This is a genomic window from Amycolatopsis thermophila, from assembly GCF_030814215.1.
Classification (GTDB): domain Bacteria; phylum Actinomycetota; class Actinomycetes; order Mycobacteriales; family Pseudonocardiaceae; genus Amycolatopsis_E; species Amycolatopsis_E thermophila.
Genome location: NZ_JAUSUT010000001.1, coordinates 592,120 through 617,776, shown reverse-complemented (window position 1 = coordinate 617,776; position 25,657 = coordinate 592,120). Strand labels below are relative to the sequence as shown.

Here is a 25,657-nt window from a genome sequence, read left to right as displayed (position 1 = left end):
CTAGGGGTATAGTCACAAACAGAAGTTGACGCCAGCCAGAGGGGGCAGACACCATGCGCAACACCACCGACATCAAGCCGGTCGCGATCGCCAAGCCGTCCGACCAGCACGGCGAACCGTGCGAGTACTGCCAGGCCCTCGGCCAGGTGTGCGTCACCAACATCTACGTCACCGACGAGGACGGCGACCGCGACACCCGCCACACCTGCGAGCGCGAGGCGTGCATCGCTGAGGCCCTGGCCGACCACACCGGTGACGACGACCCGTACATCGAGGTCTCCACCTACGTCGAGCCGATCCAGCTGGGAGCGGCGGCCTGATGACCGCCGTCCTCGAGCCCGCGCAGGACACCGCTCCTGCCGGGCTCGACCAGCCGGTTGTGCTGGACGAGCCCGGCATCTACGACGACGTCCCCGAAGAGGCGTACCACGCCGACCCGGTCCCCGGCGGCTCGCTGTCGTCGTCCGGCGCGAGGAAGCTGCTGCCCCCGTCCTGCCCGGCGATCTTCGAGCACGACCGCAAACACCACTCCGAGCCCAACAAGGACCTCGACTTCGGATCCGCCGCGCACCGGAAGGTGCTCGGCTGCGGCCCGGATCTCGTCGTCGTCGACGCGAAGGACTGGCGCACCAAGGCGGCGCAACAGGCCGCCGAGCAAGCCCGCGCCCGTGGAGCGATCCCGCTGCTTCCCCACCAGTACGAGCGGATCAACGCAATGGCCGCTGCCCTGCGGAACCACGAGCACGCCGGGGCGCTGCTGGACCCGGCCGACGGTGGCCGGCCTGAACAGACGCTGATCTGGGAGGACCGAAGCGGGGTGATGTGCCGGGCGCGTGTGGACTGGATGCGCGCGATCGACCACAACGGCCGCCTGACCATCGTCGACTACAAGACGGCCCGCAGCGCCGAGCCCCACGCCATCCAGCGCGCCGTGTACGAGCACGGCTACCACCAGCAGGAGGCGTTCTACCGCGCCGGGCTGCGCGCGCTCGACGTCGCCGACGAGATCGTGTTCCTGTTCATCTTCCAGGAGAAGGAACCCCCGTACCTTCCGACCGTCGTCGAGCTGGACGAAGAGGCCGTGTACTGGGGCGATCGGCTCAACCGCAAGGCCATCCGCATCTACCAGGAATGCATCGCCACCGGCTACTGGCCGAGCTACACCGACGGCGTCGTCCCGATCAGCCTGCCGCTCTACGCCGTGAGCGGCTACGAGGCCGCGCACGCGCGCGGCGAGTTCGACACCACCACCGCGTGGTGAACCACAACCACTGGAGGAAACACCCATGCCCCCCACCAAGGTCGACGCGCCGCGGCAGAGCAACAGCCGCCCGCGAGGCGAGATCGCGTTGCCCTCGGACATCGCCCGCGCCCGTCGCAACGGCGAACTGATCAGCACCGACGGCAAGGACCTGCGGTCGCTGATCAACCAGCAGAAGTCCGGAATCGTCAGCGCACTGGCAGGCACCGCGCTCAACGCGGAGCGGTTCACGCGCATCGCGCTCACGGTGGTGCGCAGGACCCCGAAGCTGCTGGACTGCGAGGCCGACACCGTGCTCGGCGCGCTCATGACGTCCGCACAGCTCGGGCTGGAGCCCGGCCCGCTCGGTGAGGCGTACCTCGTGCCCTACGGCCGGGTGTGCACGTTCATTCCCGGCTACCGCGGCCTGGTCAAGTTGGCGTGGCAGTCCGGGATGGTCGCCAACATCGACGCCGAGGTCGTCTACGAGGGCGAGCCGTTCGACTATGAGAAGGGCACGGAGTCGTTCCTGCGGCACAAGCCCACCCGCGAGGAGCGCAACAGCATCGAGGGCGCCACGCATGTGTGGGCCGCGGTGAAGATGACCAACGGCGGGTCTGCGTTCACCGTGATGCACGCGCGGGAGGTCGAGCGCATCCGCCGCACCTACTCCAAGGGCAGCCACAAGGACGACAGCCCGTGGAAAACCGAGTGGGCTTCCATGGGCAAAAAGACCGCGCTGCGGCAGCTGTCCAAGATCATCCCCTTGTCGGTGAGCCTGAACATCGCGCTGGCCGCGGAGAACACGGTGCGACGCACCGTGGAGGGGCACGTCGAGGACCACGTCAACCACGGCGACGTGCTCGACGGCGAGATCGTGCGCGAGGACGACCCGGCCGCCGGTACCCCGCTGTCCCCGGACGACCCGGACCTGACGGCGCACAAGCGCGAAGAGTCCTGACCCACCCGGCCCGGGCCGCAACACCGCGGCCCGGGCTTCCTCTTTCACCGGAAGGACACCCCGATGACCACCGCCCACGCGCCGCGCGTGTTCACCCCGACCACGTTCGCGGCCGCATTGCAGGAGGCGCGAAGCGCACTGCCCGCGCTCGGCGACCGCGAAGTCGCCGTGCTCAGCACGATGCTCGGCAAGCTGGAAACGCTGGTGGTGCAGGAACAGGCCCGCCGCTCGGTGCAGCGGATGTGGCTGTCCATGCCCGCCCCAACACCGCAGCCCATGCCACGGGACCCGGCGTTGCTCGCGACCCTGGATGAGCTCCGGCAGGCGAACGGCCTGCCCGCCGGAGCCGAGGACACGCAGGAGTTGGCGCCGGTCGCTCTGACCCGCACCGGCCTCATCCCTGGCGACCGCCCCGGCGAGGGCGCCGCACAGGACGACCAGCCCGGCCTGGTCACCGACAACCCCACCGCCGCCGAGCCGGTCGAGGAGTACCGCCCCGATGCCGTCCACTCCGCCGAGCCCGCCGCCGTGGACGCGGCGCCCGTTCCCGACCCGGCCCCCGTCGAAACCACCACGGACGGCGGTGACACCGATGACCGGCCGGCGCAGGCGTGACCCGCACGTCGCGCCCGCGCAGGTGCGTGACGCCGGGGACATGGCGGACGATTTCGGTCAGCTCGTGCTGGTGGCGGTCACACTCCTCGCCGCGGTCGGGATCATCGCCGCCGCGATCGTGCAGTCGCTGACATGAGCCGCGCCGAGTGGAAGAAGTTCGTGCCGCGCCACCTGCAGCCCGCGATCCAGGCTGCCCTGGACGCGGGCTGGTCTTGGAAGAAGAAGACCAAGCACACGTGGCTGCTCGCGCCGGACGGCAAAACCACCGTGTCGGTTCCGGGCTCGCCGAGCGACATCCGGTCTCTCTACAACACCCGCAGCGAACTCCGGCGCGCCGGAGTGTCCTGCTAGCGAAGGAACATCTCATGCCGACACCCCACACGGTCGCCGATATGCGCGCGGCCGCCGAGCGGATGCAGATCGCCGCCCGGCGCCACGCCCGGGCCGGCTACCGGCCCGGCGCGGACGATCCGCTGGTGCGGGCCGCCCGCGCCGCCCGCTTCACGGACCTGCACGTCGGGGTCACCGTCGCCCGCCGCGTTGCGTCGCTGATCTCGTCGCTGCCGCACGCCAAACCCGCCGCGCTGTTCGACATCGCCCTGTCCATCTACGCGCACGCCCTGTCCACATTGCCCGGTCAGCCGCGGCCCATCTACTACCCGCTCGCCCGGCAGGTCGTGGCCGTGCTGATCGAGCAGCTGTGGAACCTGCCGGAAGGAGAGACGTCGTGACCATCAGCGCGACCCCACCGAACGCCGACGAGGCGATGCACTTCGCGGAGAAGTACCTCCACCTGGCCTTCGCGATCGCGGACCGGGACAGGGCGGCCGTCGACGCGCGTTTCGCGGAGCTGTTCCCCAGGAACGACGACGAGACCGCGCTCCTGCACACCTGGTACGCGGTCGGGGTCGGCCCGGTACTCGCCGGCCAAGCTCTGATCGAGCTGGCCGGCCCGGGGAAGGGTGAGGTGTTCGCGCTGCTGCAGAAGCACGGCAGCGACACCGGCAAGGACCCGCACCTGCTCCCCGCGATGCAGTCCGTCACCACCTTCGTCAACGGAGACCAGCGCCTCTCCCAGGACATCATCACGGCCCACCACGACGTGGTGGCCGCCAGGTCCGGCCCGGAGGCGGCGTTCGAAGCCCTGTGCGGCATCACGTGGCACCACCTTGAGCTGCTGGCGTTCCTGATCCAGAGAGGGGCCTACAAGCGGTGAGCACGGGAATCAGCTGGACCGAGGCCACCTGGAACCCGACAACCGGCTGCGACCGGGTCTCGCCCGGGTGCGACCACTGCTACGCGCTCACCCTGGCGAAGCGGCTCAAGGCGACGGGCTCCGAGAAGTACCAGCGCGACGGGTCGCCGGCCACCTCCGGCCCCGGGTTCGGTGTCACAGTGCACGAGGACGTGCTGGGGGAGCCGTTGCGGTGGCGCAAGCCCCGCAAGGTGTTCGTCAACTCGATGAGCGACCTGTTCCACGACGAGGTGCCGGACGAGTTCCTGGCCCGCGTGTTCGCCGTGATGGCGATGACCCCGCAGCACACCTACCAGGTGCTCACCAAGCGGCACGCCCGGATGCGGTCGCTGCTGAGAGACCGGGCGTTTCAGCGGGAGGTGCTGTCGTCGGTGCACCGCGACGGGTGGAAGGCCGACCTGCTGTCGCTGGTGCAGCGGTGGCCGCTGCCGAACGTGTGGCTGGGCGTGTCGGTCGAGGACCAGAAGTGGGCCGACATCCGCGTGCCCGCGCTCATCGACACCCCGGCCGCGGTGCGGTTCCTCTCGTGCGAGCCGCTGCTCGGGCCGGTGGATCTCGCCCGGTACCTGTGGCTCACCGGCGCCAGCACCGCCGGGCCGTTCTACGACTACGCCGGGAAGCGGCGCGGTGGCGGCGGGATCGGCGGCATGACCGTCACCCAGGTGCCGGCTCGGGACCTCTCTTGGGTGATCGTTGGGGGCGAGTCGGGCCGCGGCGCGCGCCGGATGGACCTGGAATGGGCACGGTCGCTGCGCGACCAGTGCGCCGAGGCGGGTGTGCCGTTCTGGTTCAAGCAGCTCGGCACCGTTCTGGCCCGCGCGGTCGGCGCGCAGGGTAAGGGCGAGAAGCCCGCCGACTGGCCGGAGCCGTTCCCACAGGAGTTCCCAGAGCCGGTGGGGGCCGCGGCGTGAGCAGCGGGAAGACGTTCACCGAGGGGCGTGCGCGAGAGATCGTGTTCGAGCGCGCGGGCTTCCAGTGTGAGGTGCGGATCCCGGGCGTGTGCGTCGGTGGCGTCACCTACCACCACCGCAAGCTGCGCGGACAGTGCCCGAAGCCGGATCTGTGGCGGCCCTCGAACGCGTTGGCCGCGTGCGGTTCCGGCACCACGGGGTGCCATGGGTGGATCACCGGGCACCCGGCGCGGGCCTACGAACTGGGCTGGGCACAACTACGCACGAACGAGGACCCGGCCAAGAAGAAGGCGTGGATCTGGAGCAACAACTACCTGGGCTTCGGCTGGTTCCTGCTCGATGACCGCGGCGACCTGACCCGCCTGTGGGATGTGGCCGAGCCGACTGGTGTTGCGGTCGGTGGCGTACTGATGCGCAACACTGTCGGTGGCGCGCGGTACCGTCTCGTCGACGGCACCCCCACCGATCAGCGGGAGGCACGGGCATCATGAGCAGCCGAGCGGCCGTCATCCGCAACGGTCGGCGCGCAACACCCCACGTTCCGCGCGCCACCGCGGCCGCGCTGCGCCCGGCCAAGGTCGTGACCACCTGGCGCAAGGTCGCGCCCGCGGTGCTGGCCAGGGTGCCCGAGCTGCCCAAGGACATGCTGGAGGACGATTTCCAGTACGTGGTGATGAAGGTCGCCGCGTTCTGCGGGTGGATGGCCTGCCATTTCCGGCCCGCGTACCGCAAGTCCGGCGGCGTCTCCACGCCGGTGCAGGGCGACAAGGGCTTCCCGGACCTGCAGTTGGCACGCAACGGCGCAGTGCTGCTCGTGGAGTTGAAGACCAACACGAAGTCCCTGAGCCCGGAGCAGCGTCGTTGGCGCGAGCACCTCGAGCCCTCCGGGCTGTACCGGCTGTGGCGCCCCCGGGACTGGGCTGCGATCCGCGCCGAACTGTCCGCCCCGGGCACGGCGGTGGCGTGATGGGATGGGTACCCAAGGCCGGCGCACCGCGCGTCGAGCACGTAGGCCAGCACCCTGTCGGGTCGATGTGGCGGCGGGCGCGGTTGCGGCAACGCCCACGGTACTGGCGGCAGGGGTAGCCGTGCGGATCCTGGTCACCGGGTCCCGCAACTGGGTGGACAAGGGCATCATCCGCGAGGCCCTGGCCGAGGTGTGGCACCCGAACAACGTGCTCGTGCACGGCCGCTGCGACAGCGGCGCGGACGCGCTGGCGGACGCGTGCTGGACCCACTGGGGCGGCAAGGTGGAGCGGCACCGGGCGGACTGGTTCGGGCCGTGTGACCCGGACCCTGAGGTGTGCCAGCCCGGCCACCGGCGCCCGTCGCGGCGCAACCCGGCGGAGACATACTGTCCCGCCGCGGGCCCGCGGCGGAACCGGCACATGGTGAACCTCGGCGCGGACCTGTGCATCGCGTTCATCCTCGCCCGCTCGCCGGGGTCGATCGGGTGCGCGTTCCTTGCCGGACAGGCGGGAATCCCGTTGCGGGTTCGGCACTCCGGGGTCGGCGCGGCCGTGCTCAAGGAGCTGGCCACGGTCGGCGACGACACCACCCTGATCCCGGCGTGACCGCGAGTGCCGCAGCAGCGCACGGTTGCGAAATAGCGGGTATAGTCGTTTACATGACGCACGAGGAACCCCGCCCGGTCACCTACATCGTCCCCTGCGCCGCCATCAAGGCCGACCGTCCCATGCCGGCCCGGGACCTCTACACCTCCCCGCACTTCCGACACGTGCTCGCGACCGCCGAAACCCTCGCCGCCCAGGACCGCGAGGGCGGCCGCAGCGCCCGCGTACTGATCATGTCCGCCCGGCACGGGCTCCTCACCCTCGACCAGGTCGTGGCCCCCTACGACACCACCATCGGCGACCCGGAGTCGATCACCCCCGCCGAGCTGGCCCGCCAGGCCGAAACTATGCACGGCATCGCGTGGCGCGACGAGGTGTACGCGCTCCTGCCGCGCGCCTACTTCGCCCGGCTCTCCGCCGCCCTGGACCTCATCGACGTGTACCCCCAAGACGTGTTCGAGGCGTGCACCGGGATCGGCTACCAGCGCGCCACGTGCGCTGCCGCCACCCGCGTCCCAGCCGCCTGACCAGGGAGAGGGGAGCATGGGGGACGGTTGGCACCGCGGCCCGCTGGTCGCGTTCGACATCGAGAGCTCGGGGGTCGAGCCCGAGCGGGACCGGATCGTCACCGGCACCGTGTGGAGCTGGCGCCCGGGCGAGCGGGCCGGGCACGAGACGATCCTGGCCGACCCAGGGGTGGAGATCCCCGCGAAGGCGACCGCGGTGCATGGGATCACCACCGAGAAGGCCCGCACTGACGGCATCCCCGCCGTCGACGCGGTGCGGCTGCTCGTGGGGATGCTGGCCGACCAGGTCATCTCCGGGGCCCCACTCGTCATCTACAACGCCCCGTTCGACCTCACCATGCTCGCCGCCGAGTGCGCCCGCCACGGGCTCCCGACGCTGCACGAGCTGGTACGCGACGCCGGCTCCACGCTGTACGTGATCGACCCGCTGGTGCTGGACCGACGCCTGGACCCGACCCGGCACGGGAAACGGCAGCTCGGGCCGGCGTGCGCCGCGTACGGCATCGAGTTGACCCCGGAGGACGCGCACACCAGCGCGGGGGACTGTCTCGCCGCGGCCCGGCTCGCGTGGGGGATCGCCGAGCGGTTCCCGCGCATCGCCACGATGCCGCTGGACGCGTTGCAGCGGTTCCAGGCCGCCGCGTACCGGGTGCAGGCCGAGCAGGCCGACGCCCGCGCCAAGGGCATGCACATCCACCGCGACGTGCATTACGAGTGGCCGATCCGCATCACCATGCCCCTGTTCACCGGCGCGGCCTGAAACTGCTTCCCGGAGGGCGGTCACATGAGGCCCCGCGCTCCCTCGCGTGCACGTTTGCGAGGTCGAGCGCGGGGCCCTTTCGTGCTCTGACCTGGGACTACTGGTCCTTGCCCCGGTCCGTGTCGCCTTGGAGTCGCTCACGCATCCGCTCCTTGAACTCCTCCACGTCCTGGTCGAACGGCAGCTCACGGTTCAGCTCCTGTCGCCGATCATCGGTCAGGCGAGTGAGCAGACTGTCGTAGTCGGCCGTGTGGTAGGACCATCGGCCGTGCTCCATGTTCCGGACGGTCTGGTAGGTGACCCCGAGCATGGCTGCGATCTCCTGGGATGTGTATCCGATTCTCTTGCGACGATACTCGAAGTTGTTGTCGTCGTCGTCCCGCAAAGCGATAACTGTCATGATTAATCTCCCTATACTAATTCCGATTTAACTACGATCCGCCGAAATTAGTTTTTCAGACTATCTCGGCGCTCAGGCGGCTCGCACCCGCGTTGACCTGCGGTTTTCTTCCGCTGACACCGGCGTTTGAGTGCAGGAGTGGCCTGTCTCGTAATGCCGGGAGGGGTTTGCTACCTGATGTGGAAGAGGATGACGCCCCAAGGCGGGAATGTCAAGTCGGTCGTTCGAATGCGCCGGCCGGTCTCCGGTGGCGCCATTCTAATAAGAAGTACTGCGGCCGACAAATACGTGCGTGGGGGAGCACCTGGCTTAAAAGCCGGACCGCTCACAAGGGCGCTCAGGCCGCCCTCGTGCGGGCACCTGGCGCGATGTGCAGTGAAGTGGGGCCTTGGGTCGGGCCGATCAGCGCGAAACGTCCGTGTCCGGTCGACGAATGTGGCATGCGTCACAGTGGTCCGCTTTGGGGCAGCCGTCGGTTTCCACCCGCGTGCGACTCCGGTGATCACGGCCTGATCGACGCCTCCTACGGTTGCGGGATGGTCGTTCAGCTCGTGCAGCCGATCTCCTGGTGGGCGACAGCCGCCACCATCGCGAACACGGTCGGCGTGCTCGCGGCAATCACCTTCGGCATTGCCAACCTCCGGCAGCGGAGTGCGGACGAGAAGCGCCGAGTCGCCGAGGAGGAGGCGAAGTCGCTCGCCCAGGCCCGTCTGGTCATCACCGGGCAGGGCCACGTGGGTGTGCGGGAGGCTGATCCGGCCATGCCCGACGATGAGCTCCCGTACCTGATGGAGTTCCCGTTCGCCAACCACGGCGACCGCCCTGTGCTCGACGTCCACCCGGAGATCTGGCGAGAGATCGAACCCGGCAACCCTGAGTCCGCCCAGCGGTTTATGGTACGGCAACCGGTGGTGGCGAGCGGGGAAAGCACCACCCTCACGATGCGCCTCCAGGAAGACCCATCGCAGGGGTTCATGGGCTGGCTGATCCGCTGGACAGACGCGGACGGCAAGCAGTGGTACCGCGACGACCCGGACCAGGACGCGCCCCGCCGCTACATCTGGCAGCGGCCAGGAGAGGCGCGCCACCTCCCAGGGTGATCGAGTTCGTGCCCGCCCGGCCGGTCCGCGGTAACGCCCGATGGTGGAGGGGCGACGATCTTCGCGTGCAGGCAACGAGCTGGCTCCCACCGTGGGGCACCGACCCGGAGACTTTCGGTGCGTGGGGCCAGTGGGCAGGCGCGATCGCCAGCTTCTTGGCCGTCGTCGTTGCTCTCGGTCTCGCGCTTGCAGAAGGCCGACGGCGTCGTCGGGAACTGGCCGACCGGCAGGCAGCGCAAGCTCGGACGATCGCCGCCACCGTAAATACCGTCGAGACCCTCAACGCCGACCAGCTCGAAGTATCAGTGCGGAACTACGGGCAGCTGCCAATTTCGGAAGTCGCGATCTTGGATGTGTCGGCGAACGCGCTGGTATGGCGGCTCAACGACTGGGAGATCCACCGGCCTGGCGTGGTCCACCACAGGAGCGAGGGCTTGTACCAGCTGGCGCCTGTCATCGGCCCGAACGAGAGCTCTTCCGCGGCACTACGGTTCCGTGACCAGATGAACGACGAGGTGGACGCCTCAACAGGTGCGGTCACGTTCACCTTCGTCGACGCCGACGGGCTGCGGTGGCGGCGTCACAAAAACGGGCCGCCTGTTCGAGTCTTGAGCAAGGTCGAGCGCAACCGCCTGGAATTCCGCCGCCTCCTCAAGATCTGGGCCGTGTTCGCCCTCATCACAGTTCCGATCGGCGTAACCCTGGCGGTCGTCACAGGCGATTACAGCACTGCCCTCACCGCTGCTGCCGGCTTTGCCGGCGTCCTATTCGGATCACTGAGCCTTGGGGGGTGGCGCACACACAGTGCGTACCGGCCCCAGGAACGGTCATCCAGAGGGCTTGACGCGGAGTAGACGCGGCCGGTGCCGGAACCGGCCCCATTCCCGCGCCGCGTCTGCCAGCACCTCCACCACGATCCCGGGCTCGACCGGCTGGAACTCGAACGCGTCGTGGGCCCCCGGTAGACCCCCGAGAATGCCGGGGGCCTTCTGCCGCGGACCGGCCGGCCGGAGCCGCCCAGCGAGGACTGTCTTGATCCGCGTGGGCAGCACAGTGGACAGCCCCACCACCCGCACCACGCCCGCGTCGTCGGCCTGGCCGAGCACCAGCGCGGCGGGGTGGTCAACGGGCCCGGTTACGCCGAGCACCACCGCGTCCTCGGTGTCGTACTGCTTGACCTTCACCCAGCCGCAGCGCTCGCCCCGCACGTACCGGCTCCGGAGCGGTTTCGCCACCGCACCCTCGATGCCATACGTCGCGCACTCCTCGCTGATCCACCCCTGCCCGGTCTCGAGGTCGGTGGTCGACTCCATCAACTGCACCAGCCCTGCCCCGCCGGCCACCGCGGCCGCCAATCGGTCGCGGCGCCGCTCGTACGGCTGCTCGCGCAGGTCCCGGCCGCGGGCGGCGAGCAGGTCGAACGCCACGAAGTAGGCGGCCACGCCCTCGCGGCGGCGCCGGGCGCGGCCCCACATCAGCGGGGAGAAGTCGATCCGCTCGTCCCGGTAGGTCACCAGCTCCCCGTCCAGTACGAGCCCGCCGCCGAGCTGGCGCGCGGCGTCCAGGATCTCGGGCACCCGCCAGGTGATGTCCGCGCCGCTGGCGGTGTGCACGACCCCGGCCGGAACGTGCACGACCGCGCGCCACCCGTCGAGCTTGGGTTCGTAGGCGTACCCACCAGCCGGGAGCGCGTCGGCCTTCTTCGGCTTCGCGACCGGGATTGGCGGAGGTGGGGTGGCCATGTCTCATGGTCGGCCGCATCCGTGAGGGGCGCGACCGGGGCAACACCCGTTGGAGCGTCGGCCCGAACTTCCAACGCGGACGCCGGTGTCGTTGGAGGGTGCCGGCGCTGGCCGGGTTACCCCGCGGCGCGGCCGACCGCGCCGGCCAGGTCGGGCCAGCGGTGGGCGGCGCGGCGCGCGTAGTCCCGCACCTGATCGTGGGACAGCGGCGCGGCGCGGTCGCCGAGCCCCAGCACGTCACGCAGCGCGTTGACGAGTCCGCCAATGACCGCGTTGTCGGCCCAGGTCTTCGCTGACAGGTGCGCGGTCCAGCGGAAGGCGTCCTCCGCGGTTCGGCACCCGTCGAGCGGGAGCCACCAGAGGTCGCCCCAGCCGGGGTCGGCCGGGTCGGCGGGGAGGTACAGGGCTGGGGTGTCGGCGCACAGCCGCCAGCGGCCCCAGTCGGGGCAGGGCGGGGCGGTGACGTACTCGGCGAGCGCGAGGGACAGGTGTTGCGGAGCGGTGGCGGTGTTGCGGTCCATGATGGAGACACCATACCCTCCGCGACCTGCTGTGATCGAGGACCTGCGCAACAGCTGAGCGCGAAAGTGCGCAACTTGTGTTAGGTTGGCGGCATGGATCACAACACCACCCGCAAGACCCCGACCATCCCCCCAGACGTCGAAGAGTGGATCTCCGCCCTGGATGCCGAACGCATCCTCAAAGCCGGCGGCCTACGTGTCTCCCGCGTCGCCATCGAGAAGTGGATGGCCAACGGCTACCTCCAGTACGTCCGACTCCCCAGCGGCCGCCGCCGGGTCCGCGTGTCCGACATCAAGGCGATCCTCACCCCGCTCACCGCGGCCGACGAGCAAGACCAGCTCGCCAGCTGACCCGGCACCATTCTCACCACGAACCACCACAGCTGAGGGGAACCATGAAGCACCTCGGGCGGGACCCGCACATGCCGGGCCCCATCTCTACCGCCACCTTCCACGCCTACATCGGCGGTCAGTGGATTCACGACATCGCGTTGGAGCACGGTGGCCCCACGCCGCGTCCGATCGTGCGCGACGAGTCCGGTGCCGTGGAGGTGAAGGACCATCCCCGGATCCACCACGAGTTCGCGCGGTGGCGTATCGAGCTGGCCGCTGTAGTGGACGCGCTCGACGCCGTGGTTCGCGGAGACGCAAGCCCCGACGAGGTGCGCAACCTCATCGTGGAGGGCGCTCGCCTGGCCAAAGCGGAACTCGAGCACCAGGATCACGAAGAGACCCTTGCCGAGCCGGTCGAAGCCCCTGAACCGAGCCGGTCCAGGGCCACCGAGCCCACCAACCTCTACGTGATCGGTGTTCCGGGCGAATCGCTGGTGAAGATCGGGATCGCCAAGGACGTGCGCGCTCGCGTGAAGCAGCTGCGAAATGGCTCGGGCAAGCCGCTGGAGGTGCTGTGGCACGCCACGGGAAGCTGGCGCATCGAGCAGCAGCTCCATGCCGAATTCTCGCGGTACCGCACCCACGGGGAGTGGTTCGAGTTCCGTGGTAGGCGGGATCCGGTGGGTCTCGTGAAGCGTGCCGCGTTGCGCCTCGGGGCGGTTGAGGTGAACCGATGAGCATCGTCCACATGACGGCAGTGAGCCGGGCCGACTTCTCCCGGACGACCCTGCCGCCTCGGGCGCGGCTCGCCGCCAAGGCCGTGATGAAGGTGTTCGCCGACCACGCCAACGAGTCGAACATGTCCTGGCCCCACGTCGACACCATTGCGCTCGAAGCTGGGTGTGGACCGAGCACAGTGTCGGCCGCGACCGCCGCGTGTGTGGAGGCCAACCTGCTCCGCAAGCGCAAGACCGCGACCGGCAACAAGTACGTGATCAACATGGCGCTGTTGAAGCAGCTGGAGGTGCCTCGCAAGAACCGGCGCAACCCCGACTTCCCCGAGTTCGACGACCGCGACCTCCACGAGAGCCCGCCGGAGCCCGAAACCCCAGGTCAGGACCCGTTTTCGGAAGAGCCAAAAACGCCCCCTGACCAGCGGTTTTCGGATCATCCGAAAACCGTTACTGGGTCATCCGAAGACGGTTCTCCGAACACGCGAGAACCGTTCTCTGGTGATCCAATGCAGAACCATCAGTTACCCACCAACGAACCCACACCGAACCGTCATGGGGCCGCCAGCGAGCCGGAGCCGGCGTTGTTCGCGGTCCAGGGCGGCCGCTCGGACGCTGGCGCGTCCAAGCCGAAGGCCAGGAGAGCAACCCGGATCCCGGAGGACTTCGCGCCCACACCGGACCTGCTCGTGTGGGCTAGTCAGCACGCTCCCGGCGTGAATCACGACCTGGAGACGCAGAAGTTCAAGCTCTACTGGGAGTCCAAGAGCGGCCAAGGCGCGACGAAGCTCGACTGGGCGAAGACCTGGAAGAACTGGATGCTCACCGCCTACGGGCGCGGCGGTCCTCCGGGGCAGCTGCGCAACGCCTCCGGGTGGGGCCCGTACTACCGCAACCCCGAGGACCAGTCCGGCTACCACCAGCCGCTGTAACCCCCCGCAACACATGGAAGGAACCGCAGCCATGACCGAAGCGCTCACCCGCCGAATCGACCCGGAGGTGGTCGAGCAGAAGCGGAAGGCGATGGAAGCCGCGATCCCGCCGCTGTTCGCCGACGCCCGCCTGGAACTCCTGGACGCGCCGGTGCACTCCGCCGTCCGGGACTGGTGTGACCGGGTGCTCGCGGGGGAGCGGGGCACCTCGCTGCTGCTGCTCGGCCCGACCGGCACCGGCAAGACGTTCGCCGCCTACGCCGCCGTGCGCTACATGTTCGACCACGGGCTGGTTGCGGTCCCGGCGATGACCACGGCGGAGGACCTGTTCGCGTCGCTGCAGCCGCAGCCCGGGGTGAACACCGAGGAGGTGTACCGGGCGTACGCCACGGCCAAGCTGCTGCTGGTCGACGATCTTGGCGCGTCCCGGGACACCGCGTTCGCCGCGAACGTCACCAGTCGGTTGATCGACCACCGGTACCGCAACCTGCTGCCGGGGATCTACACCACCAACGCGCAGCCGCGGGACCTCGCGACCGCGCTGCCGGAGCGGGTGGTGTCCCGACTGCGCGAAACCTGCGAGGTGGTGCCTGTGGTGGGCGAGGACCGCCGCAAGGCGCGCCGCTGAACCCCACACATAGGACGGCCTCCACCTGGTCGGCCAGGACCTGGTGGAGGCCTGTGGACCCAAAGGAAGCCCCGAGGGGGGCCGAGAGGAATGGATCCGTTGACCAGCATGACAGACGACCCGGCCGCCGTGCCATGGGAACCACCGGGCGACGACGAGCCCGGCGACCCGACCGGCTGGTTCCCCACCCGCACTGAGGCCGACGCCGAGATGAGCGTGCTCGGCGCGCTGATGATGCCGATCCAGGCCACCGACGTGGACGGGCGGCCGGCGGCGATGAACAACCCGGCGTTGGCGGAGGTGCGGCGGTTGTTGCAGCCCAAGCACCTGTTCCTGCCCAAGCACCAGGCGATCATGCAGGCGATCTGCGACCTCGACGACCGGTCCGTGTCCGGCATCGACGTCATCAAGGTCGCCGACGAGCTCGAACGGCGGGGTGAGCTGGCCAAGGTCGGAGCAGCCCCCTACCTGCTCACCCTCACCGAGCGGGTGTCGGTCGCCGCGAACGCCACCTACTACGCCGACCTGGTCATCGAGGCATACCGCCGCCGAGCCGCGCTCGAGTTCGCCCGCGCTGTGGGGCAGGCCGCGGCGTCGCGGCTTGACATCGGCTCGCTCGACTCGCGCATCGACCAGGCCCACCAGACGTACCTCCAGGAGACGCTGGGCCTGGGCACCCAAGAGCTGGTGTCCGCCGCGGACTCCTCGTGGCTGATCACCGACATCCTCGACCACTGGGGCGAGCCCGACCCCGGGTCGATGACCACCGGGCTCGCGGACGTCGACGACGTGCTCGACGTCGCCACCGGCGGTCTCGTGGTGGTCGCTGCCCGCTCCGGTGTCGGGAAGTCGACATGGGCCGCGCAGATCGCCCGCCACTACGTGTTCGACCGCGGCGAGTGCTCCCTGTTCTTCTCGATGGAAATGACGCGCCGCGAGCTCTACATCCGCGACCTCGCCGCCCTCGCCGGGGTGCGGCACGACTCGGCCACCGGCAAGACCCCGGCCACGGACTACGAGCGGGAGAAGCTGCGCAAGGCCGCAGCCCGGTACGAGACCGAGGGCGCGCTCATGTACTACGACGACACCAAGGCCGTGAACCTCGCGCACATCCGCTCGCGCTGCTCCCAGGTGCGACGCGAATCCGGCGTCGGGCAGCTCGGCGTGGTGGTGGTGGACTACATCGGGTTGATGCAGCTGCCCCGCGCCGACCGCGAGGACCAGGCTTTCGGCGAGGTGTCCCGATCGCTCAAGGTGATGGCCGGGGAGTTCGGGTGCATCGTCATCCTGGTCGCCCAGCTCAACCGCGGCCCGGAGGAACGCTCCGGCGGCGTGCCGAAGGCCTCCGACATCCGCTCGAGCGACAAGCTGCAGCAGGACGCCGACGTGATCATGCTGCTGCACGACGTCGCCCAGTACGGCGACCGCACCGGCGGGGACAACCCCCGCGCCGGGGAGGTCGACCTGATCCTGGACAAGCAGCGCAAGGGCCGCTCCCACGCGGTGATCACCCTCGCCGACCGGCGCCACTTCGCCCAGTTCGGCAGCTTCTACGGAGACGGCCAGTGACGGCGCCGGTGTGGGTGCAGCCGGAGCGGGCGCACCTCGACCCGGAAGACGCGATCGCCGACTACCTCGCCCACCCCGTTGCGGACCCGAGACCTGTAACCGACAGGGCACCGGTCAGCGATACCACTACCGAGATCGGGGAGCAGGAGGAGCGGCGTGGCGAAGATGCGAACGTGCGGCCGGTGCGGGCACTACTGCGGTGAGCGGACGTGCTGCCACTGCGCCGGCAAAAGGCGGCTCAGCCACAAGAAGCATCCGCCGCGGCGCAACCTGGGGGCCGAACTGGATGCGTTCCTCCACCCGCAGCGCGAGGGCGCTCCGCCGGTGATCAAGCAGCCGAAGAACGGCAAGAAGGTCGGCGTTCGCAACCCCTCCAAGAGCGGCAAGGTCAAGGACAACGTGCCGAAGAACCGCGGGAAATCCAAGAGCGGGACGCCCGCCAAGTGGATTACCGCAGCCAAGGGCATCACGTCGGTGGTGACGAACCCGGTCGGGAACGGCAAACGCCGCTGACCCCCACCCCCAGAGACCCCGGCAGCCGAACCTGTCGGGGTCTCTCCGCATGCGGGTAGCGGCGAGTGATCCACAAGCTGGGGAAGTGTTGTGGATGGGCTGACCGGGTGAACCACGACCGCAACCGTGTAACGCCGCGTGGCCTTGATCGTATGGAGGATGCGAACCACATTTCGAGGGGAACCCATGCGCCGAACCGCCACCGCTCTCGCCATCGCCGCTGCCGCTGTTGCGGTGCTCGCCGGATGCTCCAAGAACACCGGCAGCGACACCGCCGGCCAGCCAAGCCTTCCCGCCGTGCCCGCCACCACGCAGGCCGGGCCCACCACGGAGGCCGCGTCGGCGGCTGAGACGAACGAGCGCGGCCGGGTGGTCAAGCAGTTGGGGGAGACCGCGTCCATCATCTCGTCGAAGGACCCTGGAGCGGGGAACGCGACGTTCGCGATCGACAAGATCGACGCCGACCCGAAGTGCTTCCAGTACGGCACCAAGCCGAAGGGGCACACGCTCGTGCTGCACGTGCGCGCCGCGACCGGCTCCGACCAGCACGCCGCCGACGTGCTGGGCTGGACGCTCACCGCGTCGAACTTCTCCATCGTCACCAAGGACGGTGTCACCAAGCAGGCCGACATGGGCATGTGCACCGACCCGAGCGACGACCAGCTGCCCTACCAGTTCGGCCCCAACCAGAAGTTCACCGGCAAGATCGAGCTGGACGTGCCGGAACTGAGCGGGATCCTCGCCCTCACCTCCTCCTTCACCTCTGGCGGCTGGGAGTGGAAGTTCTGAGCAGCGGCGAGAGCGGCCCGGCCGGCACCTACACGGCGATGGAGGCGGTCGCGTCCGGACACTGCTCGGGCGCCTGCCTCACCGCGGCCCCGGACACCGCCGCCGGTTGCGACTGCCGTTGCGGTGGCGCGTTCCACGGCGCCCTCGCCGACGTCGAGATCACCCCGCGACCGCTGCCGCCGCAGCAAGAGGTGTGCGGCGCCCGGTACGTGCCCGACCGGGGCACGATGCCGCAAGCGTTGTACGACCAGTTGTATGGCGCCCTCGACGTGGTGTGCGAGTTGCCGGCCAACCATCCGCCGAAACCGCCCCGCCTGGTGCACCACAACGGCGCCGTCGGGATGTGGGAGGAGCCGCTCACCGCGCAGCGGTGGAAGGCGCTTCTCGCGGAGGCGCAGGGCTGGGAGCACTGACCTGCCGGCCCGCTGGACTGGATCGCGCCGGTTCTACCCAGTGCCGCGCGCGGCCGGGACGTGAGCCCACGGCACGTTCGGACGGTCGTCTCGCAGGCTTCGCCCTATGTAGCCCCGGTCAGCTCGGATACCCTGCACAGCAGGGGAGACCGAGGGGGTTCAGCGTGTTTCATCACGTGATCGTCGGCGGGGTCGAGCAGGCCCGCTACCGCACCGCCGCCGACGCCGAAACGTTCGCCGACGCTGTGGTGCGGCCCGGCGTGCAGGTCGAGATCAGGCACGGCGACAACGTCCGGCCCTGGCCGTACAGGCGCATCAACGAAACCGAGGGCGGGTACGAGGTCGGCAAGGCCGGTGGCTTCACCACCACCGACCGCGTGCTGGCGGAGGCGGTGCGGGACGAGTTCGACCGGCAGGACCAGGAACCCGACACCGACGGCGACACGATCGCAACAGTCGCAACACCCGCCGCGCCTCTCGGGTACGCTGTCAACCGTCCAAACAACCCGTGAATCCTCACGGCTCCGGCCGCGGCCCCGGGACCTCAACGGTTCCGGGGCCGCAGTCGTTCCGGGCCCAGTTAGACCGCGAAGAACGCGCCGATCACGGCGCATACGATCGCGAGGGTCGAGCACACCACACCGGCAGTGGCCAGCTTGCCGTTCGTCGCCTGTCCGCGGTTCGCGTAGCTCAAGCCCACGCCCGCCAACGACACGCCGACGACCCCGAGGGCGAGACCGAACACCCAGAACGTGAAGGGCAGCACACCGGCGACCACGAGCGCCACGACACCCACAACGAACCCGGCGGTGCCGAGCCCGTTCCGCGGCTGCGGGAAGCCCTGTGCGGGGTAGCCGTACCCGTACGGCGGCTGCTGGGGTATGGGCCAGCTCGGGTGCTGCTGTGGGTACCCCTGCGGCGGGTACGGCTGCTGCGGTTGCGGGGGTCTCGGCGCCCACGGGTCGGGAGGCGGGTACGGCGGCTGGGTCATGGCGGGTGATCCTTTCCTCACAGGTGAGTACGCGCGAGACCCTTCTTCGTTACGTCAGCCCTCTCGAACGTGGCTGCTGGCGCCGGCCGGAGAGCGCCCTCCGGCCGGCTAACCACGGCGGTCGGTTCGCCTACGAGATCTGCTGTCTGGCAAGTGGCCCGACGTGGAGTGCGTGATCTGTTGGCTGCGCTGTCTCGCGGCCCTATACGGGCTGACCTGCGGAAACCTTGGGGTCGGCCGGGTGGCATGCATTGACGAAAAGTATGGGTCCACGGATCAGCTAACGTAAGATATTGTCCACTTAGGACAGAGGATGCAAGGTTGGACGGCACCGCGGTCGCCTGCGACGAGCGGATCAACAAGAACGGAGAGTCGATGAGCGAGAGACCCAGCCGGCCCGAGGGGGCCGGAGGATCCCAAGAGCCCGGACCATGCGCCTGCTGGTGCAGTAGGGCTGGACACCAACTCAAGTGCGCCGCGCGGCGGGTGAGGAGTGCAGCGTCCACAAACGCCGCACTCCTGCTCGTCCCGCTGTGCGTCCCTCAGCACCCGTGGTGGCTCGACATGGTCCGCGAAGTGCTGCGACTCCGGTCGGGCGCCTAGCAGGGCGTTGCGTCGACCAAGGCCGACGCGTGACCCGGGGGCGACTCCACCCGCCCTCGGGGCTCACCCGGCCCGGGCCAGCTGGCGAAACCGCCAGTTGTCCGAGCCGGGGGCAGACTACGGCACCGACCGTCCCCGCGGTGGGGAGGCGCCCCCAGAGTGGTACAGCGGTGACCATGCGGGCCGGGCGGCGATCCCGTCGTGCCACGGGTCGGCCAGCTCGGCGTGCAGCGCGGTCATGTTGCCGTACCCGGAGCGGCCCCGCGACCGTCCCAGCGCGGCATCGAGCGCGTCCTCCCACCGGCGGTGGGCGGTCTCGTGCGGCAACCCGAACCCGTACGCCGGCCGAACCGTCCGCCACTGCCCGTCGACCTTGCGCACCGACGCCTTCCCAGGCCGGTTCCGCTCGCTCACCCCTGACCTCCCGGCCGCACGGTGAACCCGGGCAGGCCGAGCCCGAAGTCCGGATCCGCGGACGCGGGCCGCAGCGGCGCGCGCAGCTCGGTGCCGTCCACGCTCACCGCGGGCCGGTCCGGCAGCAGCCCGGCCGGAACCCCGCTCCACCGGAACCGCTCGCCGCACTGCGCACACCGGACGCGGACGTCGGCGCGGAACCCCACCACCGGGCCACCCTCGTGCTTGGTGAGCCGGTTGACCGCCACCTCCGCCTGGAACACCTCGTGCTCACACGGCCGGTCCGGGGCGGCCGGCGCGGCACCGGACGCATCGAGCGCGCAGTCCCGGCACAGCCCGGACCCGCCGCACCGCGCGACCCGTGGCCGCGGCGTGACCGGCGTCCCGGACCCGTACCAGTGCCCATGCCTCGTGTACGGCATCAGCGTTCCCTCCGCTTCCGCGCGGCCCACTGCAGCAGCTCCAGGCCACCCAGGAGAGCCACAGCGATCCCCAACAGCCGCGCCCGGACCACGTCCGCGGACGCCGGGGCGCTCGCGTACGCGTGGATCACGCCGTCGAAGTCAACGGCCACCTCCACGGTCACAGGCCGCCCCCGAGCAGCCGCCCCATGCCGGGGAACCCCGTCTCGCAGTCGCGCACCCGCTTGGCGAGGTCGGCCACCACCTTCTCCAGCTCGGCCATCCGGTCCGATAGGGACGTGACGTGCTCCGGCCAGTGCCACGTGCCGCCGTCGTGCGACTGCTCGGACTGCACACAAACCTGGGCGAGGTGCACACCGGTCGGGTTCTGCACGAGCAGCCCCACGACCCACGCGTCCGTCGGGTCCCCGGTCGCGGGGTCGACGGCGCGCCCGGTGACTTGGGTGATGACCGCGGCCCGGCACTGCTTGGTGTACTCGCCGCCCGGCGTGCCGTGCGACACGTAGTGCACGGTCTGGCCGATGCTCGGTTCCTGCTGCACGATCAGACCCGCCTCTCGATCCCGGCGGCCTGCCCCAGCAGCACGTCCCGCGACGGCGGGGCGCTGTGCCGGTCCCGCACCTCGACGGCTTCGGTGAACGCCTCCAGGCAGCGATGCAGGTACCGGGCCAAGATGTAGTCCGCGGTGTTGGCGTCGTTGTCGACGCTGTGCCGGTTGATGAGGTCTCGCAGGTCTCGCTGGAAGGAGCGGGTGCCGCCCAGCTCATGGGCGATGTCCCGGAAGAACTCCGCGGCCCTGGCCTGAACCTGCACCACCACGTGGTCACGGGCTTCCGCGCTGGTCATCAGGTCAGGCTCGAACGAGATGACGCCGAGCTGGTTTTCCTCGCTGTCGCCGACGCGGCAGTAGACGGGCACTTCGATATACGCGATAGCCACTGGTTCCCCCTCGACTGTTGTGGCGATGGCAACACCATAGGGCCGGGCCGGTTGCGGCACCACAACATCGACGGGTATAGTCACGAACAGGTGGTGCGAGAACCACCTGGCGGGGCCGCCCCGACCCTCCCCCCTCACCGGGGCGCCCCGCCACCCCAACCCCAGAAAGGAGCACTCCCCACTCGCGCCGGGCGAGCACCTCACCCCCCAGGTGCTCGCCCGACCCGCATCCAGGGGACAACACCACCATGAACCAGCCCCACACCAGCGCAGAAACCCTCGCCGCCGACTGGGCACACCTCGCCAGCGCCCTCAACACCCGCATCCGCGACTTCGACACCTACACCGCACCCATCCGCGCCACCGAACCCGAACCCGACACCGACACCGACCCCGACGACGACCCCACCTACCAAGCCGACGACACCGGCGTCACCCGCCACCTCAAGTACGGCGTCATCCTCCCCGCCCTCCAGGACGCCAAAGACGCCATCAACCTCGTCGTCGGCATGCTCATGCAGAAGTCCTTCGAGGACCAGCAGGCCGCCGCCCGCCAACAGCAGCTCGCCTCCAGCTACCCCAACCACCCCCACTACCAGCCGCAGTAGACCTCCTCGGCGAGGAGGAACCGAGGAGGAACCGAGGATGACCGGCAAGCCCAAGACCCCGGCCCCGGACACCGAACTGGCCGACCAGCCCAAGCCCCGCCGCCTCACGTCGAAACCCGCGCTCGCCGCCGAAACCCTCGCCGCCGCAGGCGGAGCCCAAACCATCGGCATGCACTTCGGCCCCACCGGCCTCGCCATCACCAGCGCCGCCGCCGGTGGCGCAGTCGCCGTCAGCTACGGCGCCCGCAAGCTCGGCCCCACCATCGCCGCACGCCTCGGACTCCGCACACCCGACCCGCGCCGCGCCGGCAACGGCACCCGCGGCGCCCGCGCCACCAGCCCGGCCGGAACAGCCCGCGCCCGACGCCGCCTGGCCAGCCTCTCCCACCCCGGCACCACCGGCGCCCGCCGACGCGGCGCGGCCCGCCCTGGCAGTCAGGGACTCGGCCTCGGCCGCCGCGGTCGTCCCACCGGCTCCAAGGGTGGCCCGGGCTTCGGCCGCTCCGGCCCTGGACGCAGCAACACCCGCGGCCGCGGCCCCGGCCGCTCCCGCCTCGGCATCCCCGGCCTCGGCCGCCGCAGCCGCGCCACCCGCACCGCCCGGGGCCGCACCAACCCCCTCGCCGCCCGCACCGCACGCCGCAACCCCAACAGCGTCGCCGCCCGCCTCGCCAGCAAACGCCCCGCCAACACCCGCCCCACCCGCCGCACCGCGACCGGCAAGAGCACCAAGACCACCGGCACCCGCAGCAGCGGCCACACCGGCACCAAACGCAGCAAACGCGGCGGCGCCGCCACCAGCGGCCGCCGCGGTCACCGCAGCAGCCCCAGCCACGGGCGCACCCCAGGCCGCGGTAAAGGCATCCTCGCCGGGCGCCGCAACAACCCGGGCCGCAGCCGTGCCCGCGGCCTCCTCGGCGGCAGGGGCCGCACCCACAACCCCAACCGCCCCCGGAAAACCCCCACCCCCGGGGCTCGCAACAACCCCCGCAAACCCCGACACGCCACAGGAAAAAACCCACTCGGCCTCAAACAGTTCACGTCGAAACTTGCCCAAGCTGCTAAACTTCGCAACCGGAAGCGCAACACCACCATGGGCAACCCCAAGCCCACCGCAACACCACCGAAACCCAAGGGACCCCGCGACATCAACGGCCCGAGCGACTTCCGGAAACTCCCCCAGAAGCCCGGCCAGCGGATCCCGCGAGACACCCCAGGAGGGACGATGAGCGGAGGAAAGCACCGCGCGCGGGTCGTCCGCGCCAACGAGGCCGCCGCGGCGGCTGGCGGTGTCGGCGCGGCCGCCGCGGGCAACACCCGGTTCGCGCCGCTGGTCGAGGCCGCCGGCACCCCGATCGATCACTTCCGGTCGGCGTCGGAGCTGTACGACGAGCTCGGCGGCGCGGCGCAGGCCAGCCAGGCGATCGGTGGTCTGTTCCGCCGGTTCTCGGAGGCGGCGAAGGGGTCGGTGCGGCTGGAGCCCGCGATGATGGAGGTTGTGGACCGGTTCGGCACGCTGGCGAACGGTGTGGCTGAGCAGATCGGCGAGTCGCAGACGGAGTTCCGGCGGACGCACGAGCAGGATTGGGCGCGGCTGGAGTCCACGGGTGAGGATCGGCAGCGTGAGCAGGCTTGGGACATCGCCGCGAATCAGCGGTAGGTCCCTTGGGGAGGGCGACACGGAGGCCCGTCACCTTCGCGGTGGCGGGCCTTTGTCGTGCCGCTGAGAGCGGCGATTCTCGTGGCTGTATTCGTGACTGCACCCGCCGCCGGGCTCGGTTCGTTCAGCTACCGCGACCCGGACCAGGCCACCGCCCGCCGGACGTGAGCGATCCCCGCGGCGGAACCCGGCACTGCCCGCCAGCCGGATGCCGGGCCGCACCGTGGGGTGCGCCGTTTTACCACGGTCGTATCAACGACTGTCCCCGGTCACCACCTCAGTGACGGGTCGCCTTTGACTGCAGCGTCGGCGTGACAGCGAGCGCAGCAGACACGGTTGCGGGGGTCGTCAGCGATGCCGCCACCGATCCGGCGTCGCGCCATGAACACTCGCCCCACCTGGTCCCCGGCTTTGATGCCAGCCCCGCATGCGGCGCATTCCCCGTCGTACTTCGCCACGAACTGTCCGGGCGGGGGCGGAGTGGGCTTCTTGCGTTTGAACATGAGGTCATCCTGCCCGCTGCCCGAAGGCGACCGCGTAGGCGGAGCCGGTCATGACACGCCACCGTTGGCACGTCCGACGCGGTTGCCGGCCTCCCACGCCTCGCGCCACATCGCCGCGAGGTGCCCGATCGGGTCGACCAGCCCGCCGGGCTCGGTCAGATCCAGGCCCTCGTGCAGCCACGTGGTTGGGGGCTCGGGGCAGGTGCCGTCACCGACGTGCACCAGCACCCACCCTTTCCCGCGCAGGTGCTCGTCGAACGCGCCTGTGGCGAGCGCTTCGGCCACCGCGTCCCCGACCGCCTCGCACACCGCGTCCGCTGGCCGCTCCGGGAGCTGGTCGACGGCGTGGCGCCGCTCGCCGGCTGCGGCCCACGCCTGCTGCTCGGCGGTGAACTCTTCCTCGGTGGTCACGCGATCGCTCCAAACAGGTCAGGCTCCGGCAGCCGGTTGGACCACAGCACCTCGGTGCGGGCACTGTTCGCGCCGCCCTGGCTCGTTGTGGCGTCCATGCGGGTGACGTGCCACCCGTCGTACAGCTCGGCGTACAGCGACGAGTCGTAGCCGGACAGCACCACCGACGCCTTGCAGGACAGCAGCGCCTCCGCAAGCTCGCGGTGCTCGGTCTCGCCGCGCAGCTCGTGCCGGTAGTTGTTGCCCCACACCCGCGCCGAACCGAGGTACGGCGGGTCCACGTACAGCAGCACGCCCGGGTGACTGCCGTAGTCGGCGATCACGTCCAGCGCGGGCCGGCACTCGAGCGAGACCCGCGAGATCCGCTCGGCCGCGTCGAGGATCCGCTCGACGTAGGCCTCGAGGTACCCCGGCATCCCGAAGCTGTGCCCGGACGGGTTGACGTGATGCCGCCACCCGGTCTTGCGCAGCACCCCGGCGCGGCCCTGGGTGAGACACACCCACACCCGCCGCGCCCGCTCGAGGTCGTCGAGGGTGTCCGGCCGGTCGTAGGCTTCCAGGTGCTCGGCACGGGAGTGCGGCGTCAACGCGCACACGCGCGCCAGCTCGGCGGGCTGGTCACGCAGCACCCGCCAGAACGTCATCAGCTCCCGGTCCAAGTCGTTGACCGTCTCCATGCGACTCGGCGCCTTCGCGAGCAACACGGCGAGCGACCCTGCGAACGGCTCGACGTAGTGCTCGTGGGGCGGGAACGCGGCCACGATCCGATCAGCCAACCGGGTCTTCCCGCCGAAGTACGTGAACGGCGGCCTGCTCACCGCAGACCCTCCGGACTGTTGGCGATGCGCAGGAGCAGGTCCGCGTGGCACGGCTGGTCGAGCGGGCACCAGCACACGAGGTGCCGGCCGCGCAGCTCGCGCCGGATCTCCTCATCGCTCGGATAGCTGGCTCGCCTGCCCGCCCCGTATACCACCTCGGCCTCGAAGTCGGAGACCGCGAACCGGCGCCGCTCGGCGTCGGAGATCGGCCACGCTTCGCCTTCGGCGTCGTGGTGCATGGTGGGGTAGGCGCGCCAGTCGCACGGGTTGCCCCACCGTGTCGGGCGGCCGACGTACACCGCCCCTTCGGGCATACGCCACCCCTTGGTGCGGCGACGCTGAATCCGCTTCGGCCCTGAGCGGGCCGTAGACGCGGTAGCGACACCTCCCGGCACCTGAACCGGGCCAGGACCGGTGTTCGCCGCATCCGGGGCCGCGGGGGACGTCACGCGGGCACGCTCGCGGCACTCGGGGTGCCCGAGCATGCTGGAAGGCTGGCCGCAGTGGGCACAGTGGTAGCCCACACAGCGGCCGTCGATGCGGGAGCAGCGCACGTCCGTGCACGCGGCACGCTCGGCCGGAAGGGGGTCGGTTCGAGGAGCCTCGACGGCCTCGCAGGGCTGTTCCGTCGCGGACCCGTAGACCACAGCACCCCGGACGAGGACGCCCGATCCGCAGCGCGTGCAGGTCCAGCGTCGAGCAGCGGTCATCCCGGCGGGCGGGTCGTACTCGACGTGGTGGCCGAGCCGCTCGGCGCGGGCAAGGGCCTCGACC

39 protein-coding genes are annotated in these 25,657 nt (G+C 70.3%); 27 read left to right on the top strand and 12 right to left on the bottom strand.

Going from position 1 to position 25,657, the window contains the following annotated elements; all coding sequences use genetic code 11:
- The first annotated feature begins 53 nt into the window (after positions 1–53).
- The 14 genes from FB470_RS03125 (at position 54) to FB470_RS03060 (ending at position 7,843) form a co-directional block, all read left to right on the top strand.
- On the top strand, positions 54–320 hold the full coding sequence (locus FB470_RS03125; RefSeq protein ID WP_306988571.1) for a hypothetical protein: 267 nt from the start codon (positions 54–56) through the stop codon (positions 318–320).
- Positions 320–1,261: a PD-(D/E)XK nuclease-like domain-containing protein gene (locus FB470_RS03120; protein WP_306988569.1), complete on the top strand. Its 942-nt coding sequence runs from the start codon at positions 320–322 to the stop codon at positions 1,259–1,261. Before FB470_RS03125 ends, FB470_RS03120 begins: the two co-directional genes overlap by 1 nt.
- Positions 1,262–1,286: 25 nt before the next feature.
- Complete coding sequence (locus FB470_RS03115; RefSeq protein ID WP_306988568.1) at positions 1,287–2,201, top strand: recombinase RecT; 915 nt, start codon at positions 1,287–1,289, stop codon at positions 2,199–2,201.
- Positions 2,202–2,264: 63 nt separating this feature from the next.
- On the top strand, positions 2,265–2,816 hold the full coding sequence (locus tag FB470_RS03110; RefSeq protein WP_306988566.1) for a hypothetical protein: 552 nt from the start codon (positions 2,265–2,267) through the stop codon (positions 2,814–2,816).
- Positions 2,794–2,952: a hypothetical protein gene (locus FB470_RS03105; protein WP_306988565.1), complete on the top strand. Its 159-nt coding sequence runs from the start codon at positions 2,794–2,796 to the stop codon at positions 2,950–2,952. The genes FB470_RS03110 and FB470_RS03105 overlap by 23 nt, the downstream gene beginning before the upstream one ends.
- Positions 2,949–3,167: a hypothetical protein gene (locus tag FB470_RS03100; RefSeq protein ID WP_306988564.1), complete on the top strand. Its 219-nt coding sequence runs from the start codon at positions 2,949–2,951 to the stop codon at positions 3,165–3,167. The genes FB470_RS03105 and FB470_RS03100 overlap by 4 nt, the downstream gene beginning before the upstream one ends.
- Positions 3,168–3,181: 14 nt before the next feature.
- A complete protein-coding gene (locus FB470_RS03095) occupies positions 3,182–3,547 on the top strand; it encodes a hypothetical protein (protein WP_306988562.1) in 366 nt (121 codons plus the stop codon).
- Positions 3,544–4,032 carry a hypothetical protein gene (locus FB470_RS03090; RefSeq protein WP_306988560.1) on the top strand — a complete coding sequence of 163 codons (489 nt, stop codon included), beginning with the start codon at positions 3,544–3,546 and terminating at the stop codon, positions 4,030–4,032. Before FB470_RS03095 ends, FB470_RS03090 begins: the two co-directional genes overlap by 4 nt.
- Positions 4,029–4,982 carry a phage Gp37/Gp68 family protein gene (locus FB470_RS03085; RefSeq protein WP_306988559.1) on the top strand — a complete coding sequence of 318 codons (954 nt, stop codon included), beginning with the start codon at positions 4,029–4,031 and terminating at the stop codon, positions 4,980–4,982. Before FB470_RS03090 ends, FB470_RS03085 begins: the two co-directional genes overlap by 4 nt.
- Positions 4,979–5,473 (top strand): hypothetical protein, encoded by a 495-nt coding sequence (locus FB470_RS03080; protein ID WP_306988557.1) that lies wholly within the window; start codon positions 4,979–4,981, stop codon positions 5,471–5,473. Before FB470_RS03085 ends, FB470_RS03080 begins: the two co-directional genes overlap by 4 nt.
- On the top strand, positions 5,470–5,949 hold the full coding sequence (locus tag FB470_RS03075; RefSeq protein WP_306988555.1) for a VRR-NUC domain-containing protein: 480 nt from the start codon (positions 5,470–5,472) through the stop codon (positions 5,947–5,949). The genes FB470_RS03080 and FB470_RS03075 overlap by 4 nt, the downstream gene beginning before the upstream one ends.
- A gap of 121 nt (positions 5,950–6,070) precedes the next feature.
- Complete coding sequence (locus FB470_RS03070) at positions 6,071–6,556, top strand: SLOG family protein (protein ID WP_306988553.1); 486 nt, start codon at positions 6,071–6,073, stop codon at positions 6,554–6,556.
- Between the two features lie 53 nt (positions 6,557–6,609).
- Complete coding sequence (locus FB470_RS03065; protein WP_306988552.1) at positions 6,610–7,083, top strand: DUF6884 domain-containing protein; 474 nt, start codon at positions 6,610–6,612, stop codon at positions 7,081–7,083.
- A 16-nt stretch (positions 7,084–7,099) separates the two neighbouring features.
- Entirely contained in the window at positions 7,100–7,843 is a 744-nt protein-coding gene (locus tag FB470_RS03060; protein WP_306988550.1) for an exonuclease domain-containing protein, read from the top strand.
- A 97-nt stretch (positions 7,844–7,940) separates the two neighbouring features.
- Here the strand turns inward: FB470_RS03060 and FB470_RS03055 are convergent, their stop codons facing one another.
- Positions 7,941–8,243, bottom strand: coding sequence for a helix-turn-helix domain-containing protein (locus FB470_RS03055; RefSeq protein ID WP_306988548.1), 303 nt, complete (start codon positions 8,241–8,243; stop codon positions 7,941–7,943).
- Between the two features lie 536 nt (positions 8,244–8,779).
- On the opposite strand from FB470_RS03055, the gene FB470_RS03050 reads away from it, so the two are divergent.
- Together FB470_RS03050 and FB470_RS03045 are read left to right on the top strand one after the other, a co-directional pair.
- Positions 8,780–9,343: a hypothetical protein gene (locus FB470_RS03050; RefSeq protein WP_306988546.1), complete on the top strand. Its 564-nt coding sequence runs from the start codon at positions 8,780–8,782 to the stop codon at positions 9,341–9,343.
- Positions 9,340–10,197 (top strand): hypothetical protein, encoded by an 858-nt coding sequence (locus tag FB470_RS03045; protein ID WP_306988545.1) that lies wholly within the window; start codon positions 9,340–9,342, stop codon positions 10,195–10,197. Before FB470_RS03050 ends, FB470_RS03045 begins: the two co-directional genes overlap by 4 nt.
- On the opposite strand, the gene FB470_RS03040 is transcribed toward FB470_RS03045, so the two are convergent.
- Complete coding sequence (locus FB470_RS03040) at positions 10,171–11,085, bottom strand: ATP-dependent DNA ligase (RefSeq protein WP_306988543.1); 915 nt, start codon at positions 11,083–11,085, stop codon at positions 10,171–10,173. The genes FB470_RS03045 and FB470_RS03040 overlap by 27 nt on opposite strands.
- Positions 11,086–11,201: 116 nt before the next feature.
- On the bottom strand, positions 11,202–11,606 hold the full coding sequence (locus FB470_RS03035) for a hypothetical protein (RefSeq protein WP_306988541.1): 405 nt from the start codon (positions 11,604–11,606) through the stop codon (positions 11,202–11,204).
- 93 nt (positions 11,607–11,699) lie between these two features.
- Here FB470_RS03035 and FB470_RS03030 point away from each other — a divergent pair, with 93 nt between their 5' ends.
- The 9 genes from FB470_RS03030 to FB470_RS02990 all read left to right on the top strand — a co-directional run bounded on the left by FB470_RS03030 (position 11,700) and on the right by FB470_RS02990 (position 18,026).
- On the top strand, positions 11,700–11,957 hold the full coding sequence (locus tag FB470_RS03030; protein WP_306988539.1) for a MerR family transcriptional regulator: 258 nt from the start codon (positions 11,700–11,702) through the stop codon (positions 11,955–11,957).
- 44 nt (positions 11,958–12,001) lie between these two features.
- Positions 12,002–12,676 (top strand): GIY-YIG nuclease family protein, encoded by a 675-nt coding sequence (locus FB470_RS03025; protein WP_306988538.1) that lies wholly within the window; start codon positions 12,002–12,004, stop codon positions 12,674–12,676.
- Positions 12,673–13,602: a helix-turn-helix domain-containing protein gene (locus tag FB470_RS03020; RefSeq protein WP_306988537.1), complete on the top strand. Its 930-nt coding sequence runs from the start codon at positions 12,673–12,675 to the stop codon at positions 13,600–13,602. Before FB470_RS03025 ends, FB470_RS03020 begins: the two co-directional genes overlap by 4 nt.
- 31 nt (positions 13,603–13,633) lie before the next feature.
- On the top strand, positions 13,634–14,230 hold the full coding sequence (locus tag FB470_RS03015) for an ATP-binding protein (RefSeq protein WP_306988536.1): 597 nt from the start codon (positions 13,634–13,636) through the stop codon (positions 14,228–14,230).
- Between the two features lie 108 nt (positions 14,231–14,338).
- On the top strand, positions 14,339–15,799 hold the full coding sequence (locus tag FB470_RS03010) for a replicative DNA helicase (RefSeq protein WP_306999031.1): 1,461 nt from the start codon (positions 14,339–14,341) through the stop codon (positions 15,797–15,799).
- Between the two features lie 156 nt (positions 15,800–15,955).
- Complete coding sequence (locus tag FB470_RS03005) at positions 15,956–16,312, top strand: hypothetical protein (protein ID WP_306988535.1); 357 nt, start codon at positions 15,956–15,958, stop codon at positions 16,310–16,312.
- 186 nt (positions 16,313–16,498) lie between these two features.
- Positions 16,499–17,101: a hypothetical protein gene (locus FB470_RS03000; protein WP_306988534.1), complete on the top strand. Its 603-nt coding sequence runs from the start codon at positions 16,499–16,501 to the stop codon at positions 17,099–17,101.
- Positions 17,089–17,514: a hypothetical protein gene (locus tag FB470_RS02995; protein ID WP_306988532.1), complete on the top strand. Its 426-nt coding sequence runs from the start codon at positions 17,089–17,091 to the stop codon at positions 17,512–17,514. Before FB470_RS03000 ends, FB470_RS02995 begins: the two co-directional genes overlap by 13 nt.
- Before the next feature lie 164 nt (positions 17,515–17,678).
- Complete coding sequence (locus FB470_RS02990; protein WP_306988530.1) at positions 17,679–18,026, top strand: hypothetical protein; 348 nt, start codon at positions 17,679–17,681, stop codon at positions 18,024–18,026.
- Positions 18,027–18,094: 68 nt separating this feature from the next.
- Here the strand turns inward: FB470_RS02990 and FB470_RS02985 are convergent, their stop codons facing one another.
- The 6 genes from FB470_RS02985 to FB470_RS02960 all read right to left on the bottom strand — a co-directional run bounded on the left by FB470_RS02985 (position 18,095) and on the right by FB470_RS02960 (position 20,883).
- Positions 18,095–18,505: a hypothetical protein gene (locus tag FB470_RS02985; RefSeq protein WP_306988529.1), complete on the bottom strand. Its 411-nt coding sequence runs from the start codon at positions 18,503–18,505 to the stop codon at positions 18,095–18,097.
- 720 nt (positions 18,506–19,225) lie between these two features.
- Complete coding sequence (locus FB470_RS02980; RefSeq protein WP_306988528.1) at positions 19,226–19,522, bottom strand: hypothetical protein; 297 nt, start codon at positions 19,520–19,522, stop codon at positions 19,226–19,228.
- A complete protein-coding gene (locus FB470_RS02975; protein WP_306988526.1) occupies positions 19,519–19,944 on the bottom strand; it encodes a hypothetical protein in 426 nt (141 codons plus the stop codon). The genes FB470_RS02980 and FB470_RS02975 overlap by 4 nt, the downstream gene beginning before the upstream one ends.
- Positions 19,944–20,102: a hypothetical protein gene (locus FB470_RS02970; protein ID WP_306988525.1), complete on the bottom strand. Its 159-nt coding sequence runs from the start codon at positions 20,100–20,102 to the stop codon at positions 19,944–19,946. Before FB470_RS02970 ends, FB470_RS02975 begins: the two co-directional genes overlap by 1 nt.
- Before the next feature lie 2 nt (positions 20,103–20,104).
- The gene (locus FB470_RS02965; RefSeq protein ID WP_306988523.1) at positions 20,105–20,485 is read right to left on the bottom strand and encodes a hypothetical protein; all 381 of its coding nucleotides are present in this window, start codon (positions 20,483–20,485) and stop codon (positions 20,105–20,107) included.
- Between the two features lie 2 nt (positions 20,486–20,487).
- Positions 20,488–20,883 (bottom strand): hypothetical protein, encoded by a 396-nt coding sequence (locus tag FB470_RS02960; RefSeq protein WP_306988521.1) that lies wholly within the window; start codon positions 20,881–20,883, stop codon positions 20,488–20,490.
- A gap of 248 nt (positions 20,884–21,131) precedes the next feature.
- Between FB470_RS02960 and FB470_RS02955 the strand changes: the two genes are divergently transcribed.
- Together FB470_RS02955 and FB470_RS02950 are read left to right on the top strand one after the other, a co-directional pair.
- Entirely contained in the window at positions 21,132–21,491 is a 360-nt protein-coding gene (locus FB470_RS02955; RefSeq protein WP_306988520.1) for a hypothetical protein, read from the top strand.
- A 37-nt stretch (positions 21,492–21,528) separates the two neighbouring features.
- Complete coding sequence (locus tag FB470_RS02950) at positions 21,529–23,151, top strand: hypothetical protein (RefSeq protein WP_306988518.1); 1,623 nt, start codon at positions 21,529–21,531, stop codon at positions 23,149–23,151.
- Positions 23,152–23,702: 551 nt separating this feature from the next.
- On the opposite strand, the gene FB470_RS02945 is transcribed toward FB470_RS02950, so the two are convergent.
- Genes FB470_RS02945 through FB470_RS02935 form a run of 3 tightly spaced genes read right to left on the bottom strand, consistent with a single transcriptional unit; the run spans position 23,703 to position 25,197 of the window.
- A complete protein-coding gene (locus FB470_RS02945) occupies positions 23,703–24,065 on the bottom strand; it encodes a hypothetical protein (RefSeq protein ID WP_306988516.1) in 363 nt (120 codons plus the stop codon).
- On the bottom strand, positions 24,062–24,883 hold the full coding sequence (locus FB470_RS02940; protein WP_306988515.1) for a DNA adenine methylase: 822 nt from the start codon (positions 24,881–24,883) through the stop codon (positions 24,062–24,064). The genes FB470_RS02945 and FB470_RS02940 overlap by 4 nt, the downstream gene beginning before the upstream one ends.
- Positions 24,880–25,197 carry a DUF4326 domain-containing protein gene (locus tag FB470_RS02935; protein ID WP_370876440.1) on the bottom strand — a complete coding sequence of 106 codons (318 nt, stop codon included), beginning with the start codon at positions 25,195–25,197 and terminating at the stop codon, positions 24,880–24,882. The genes FB470_RS02940 and FB470_RS02935 overlap by 4 nt, the downstream gene beginning before the upstream one ends.
- Between the last annotated feature and the right edge of the window lie 460 nt (positions 25,198–25,657).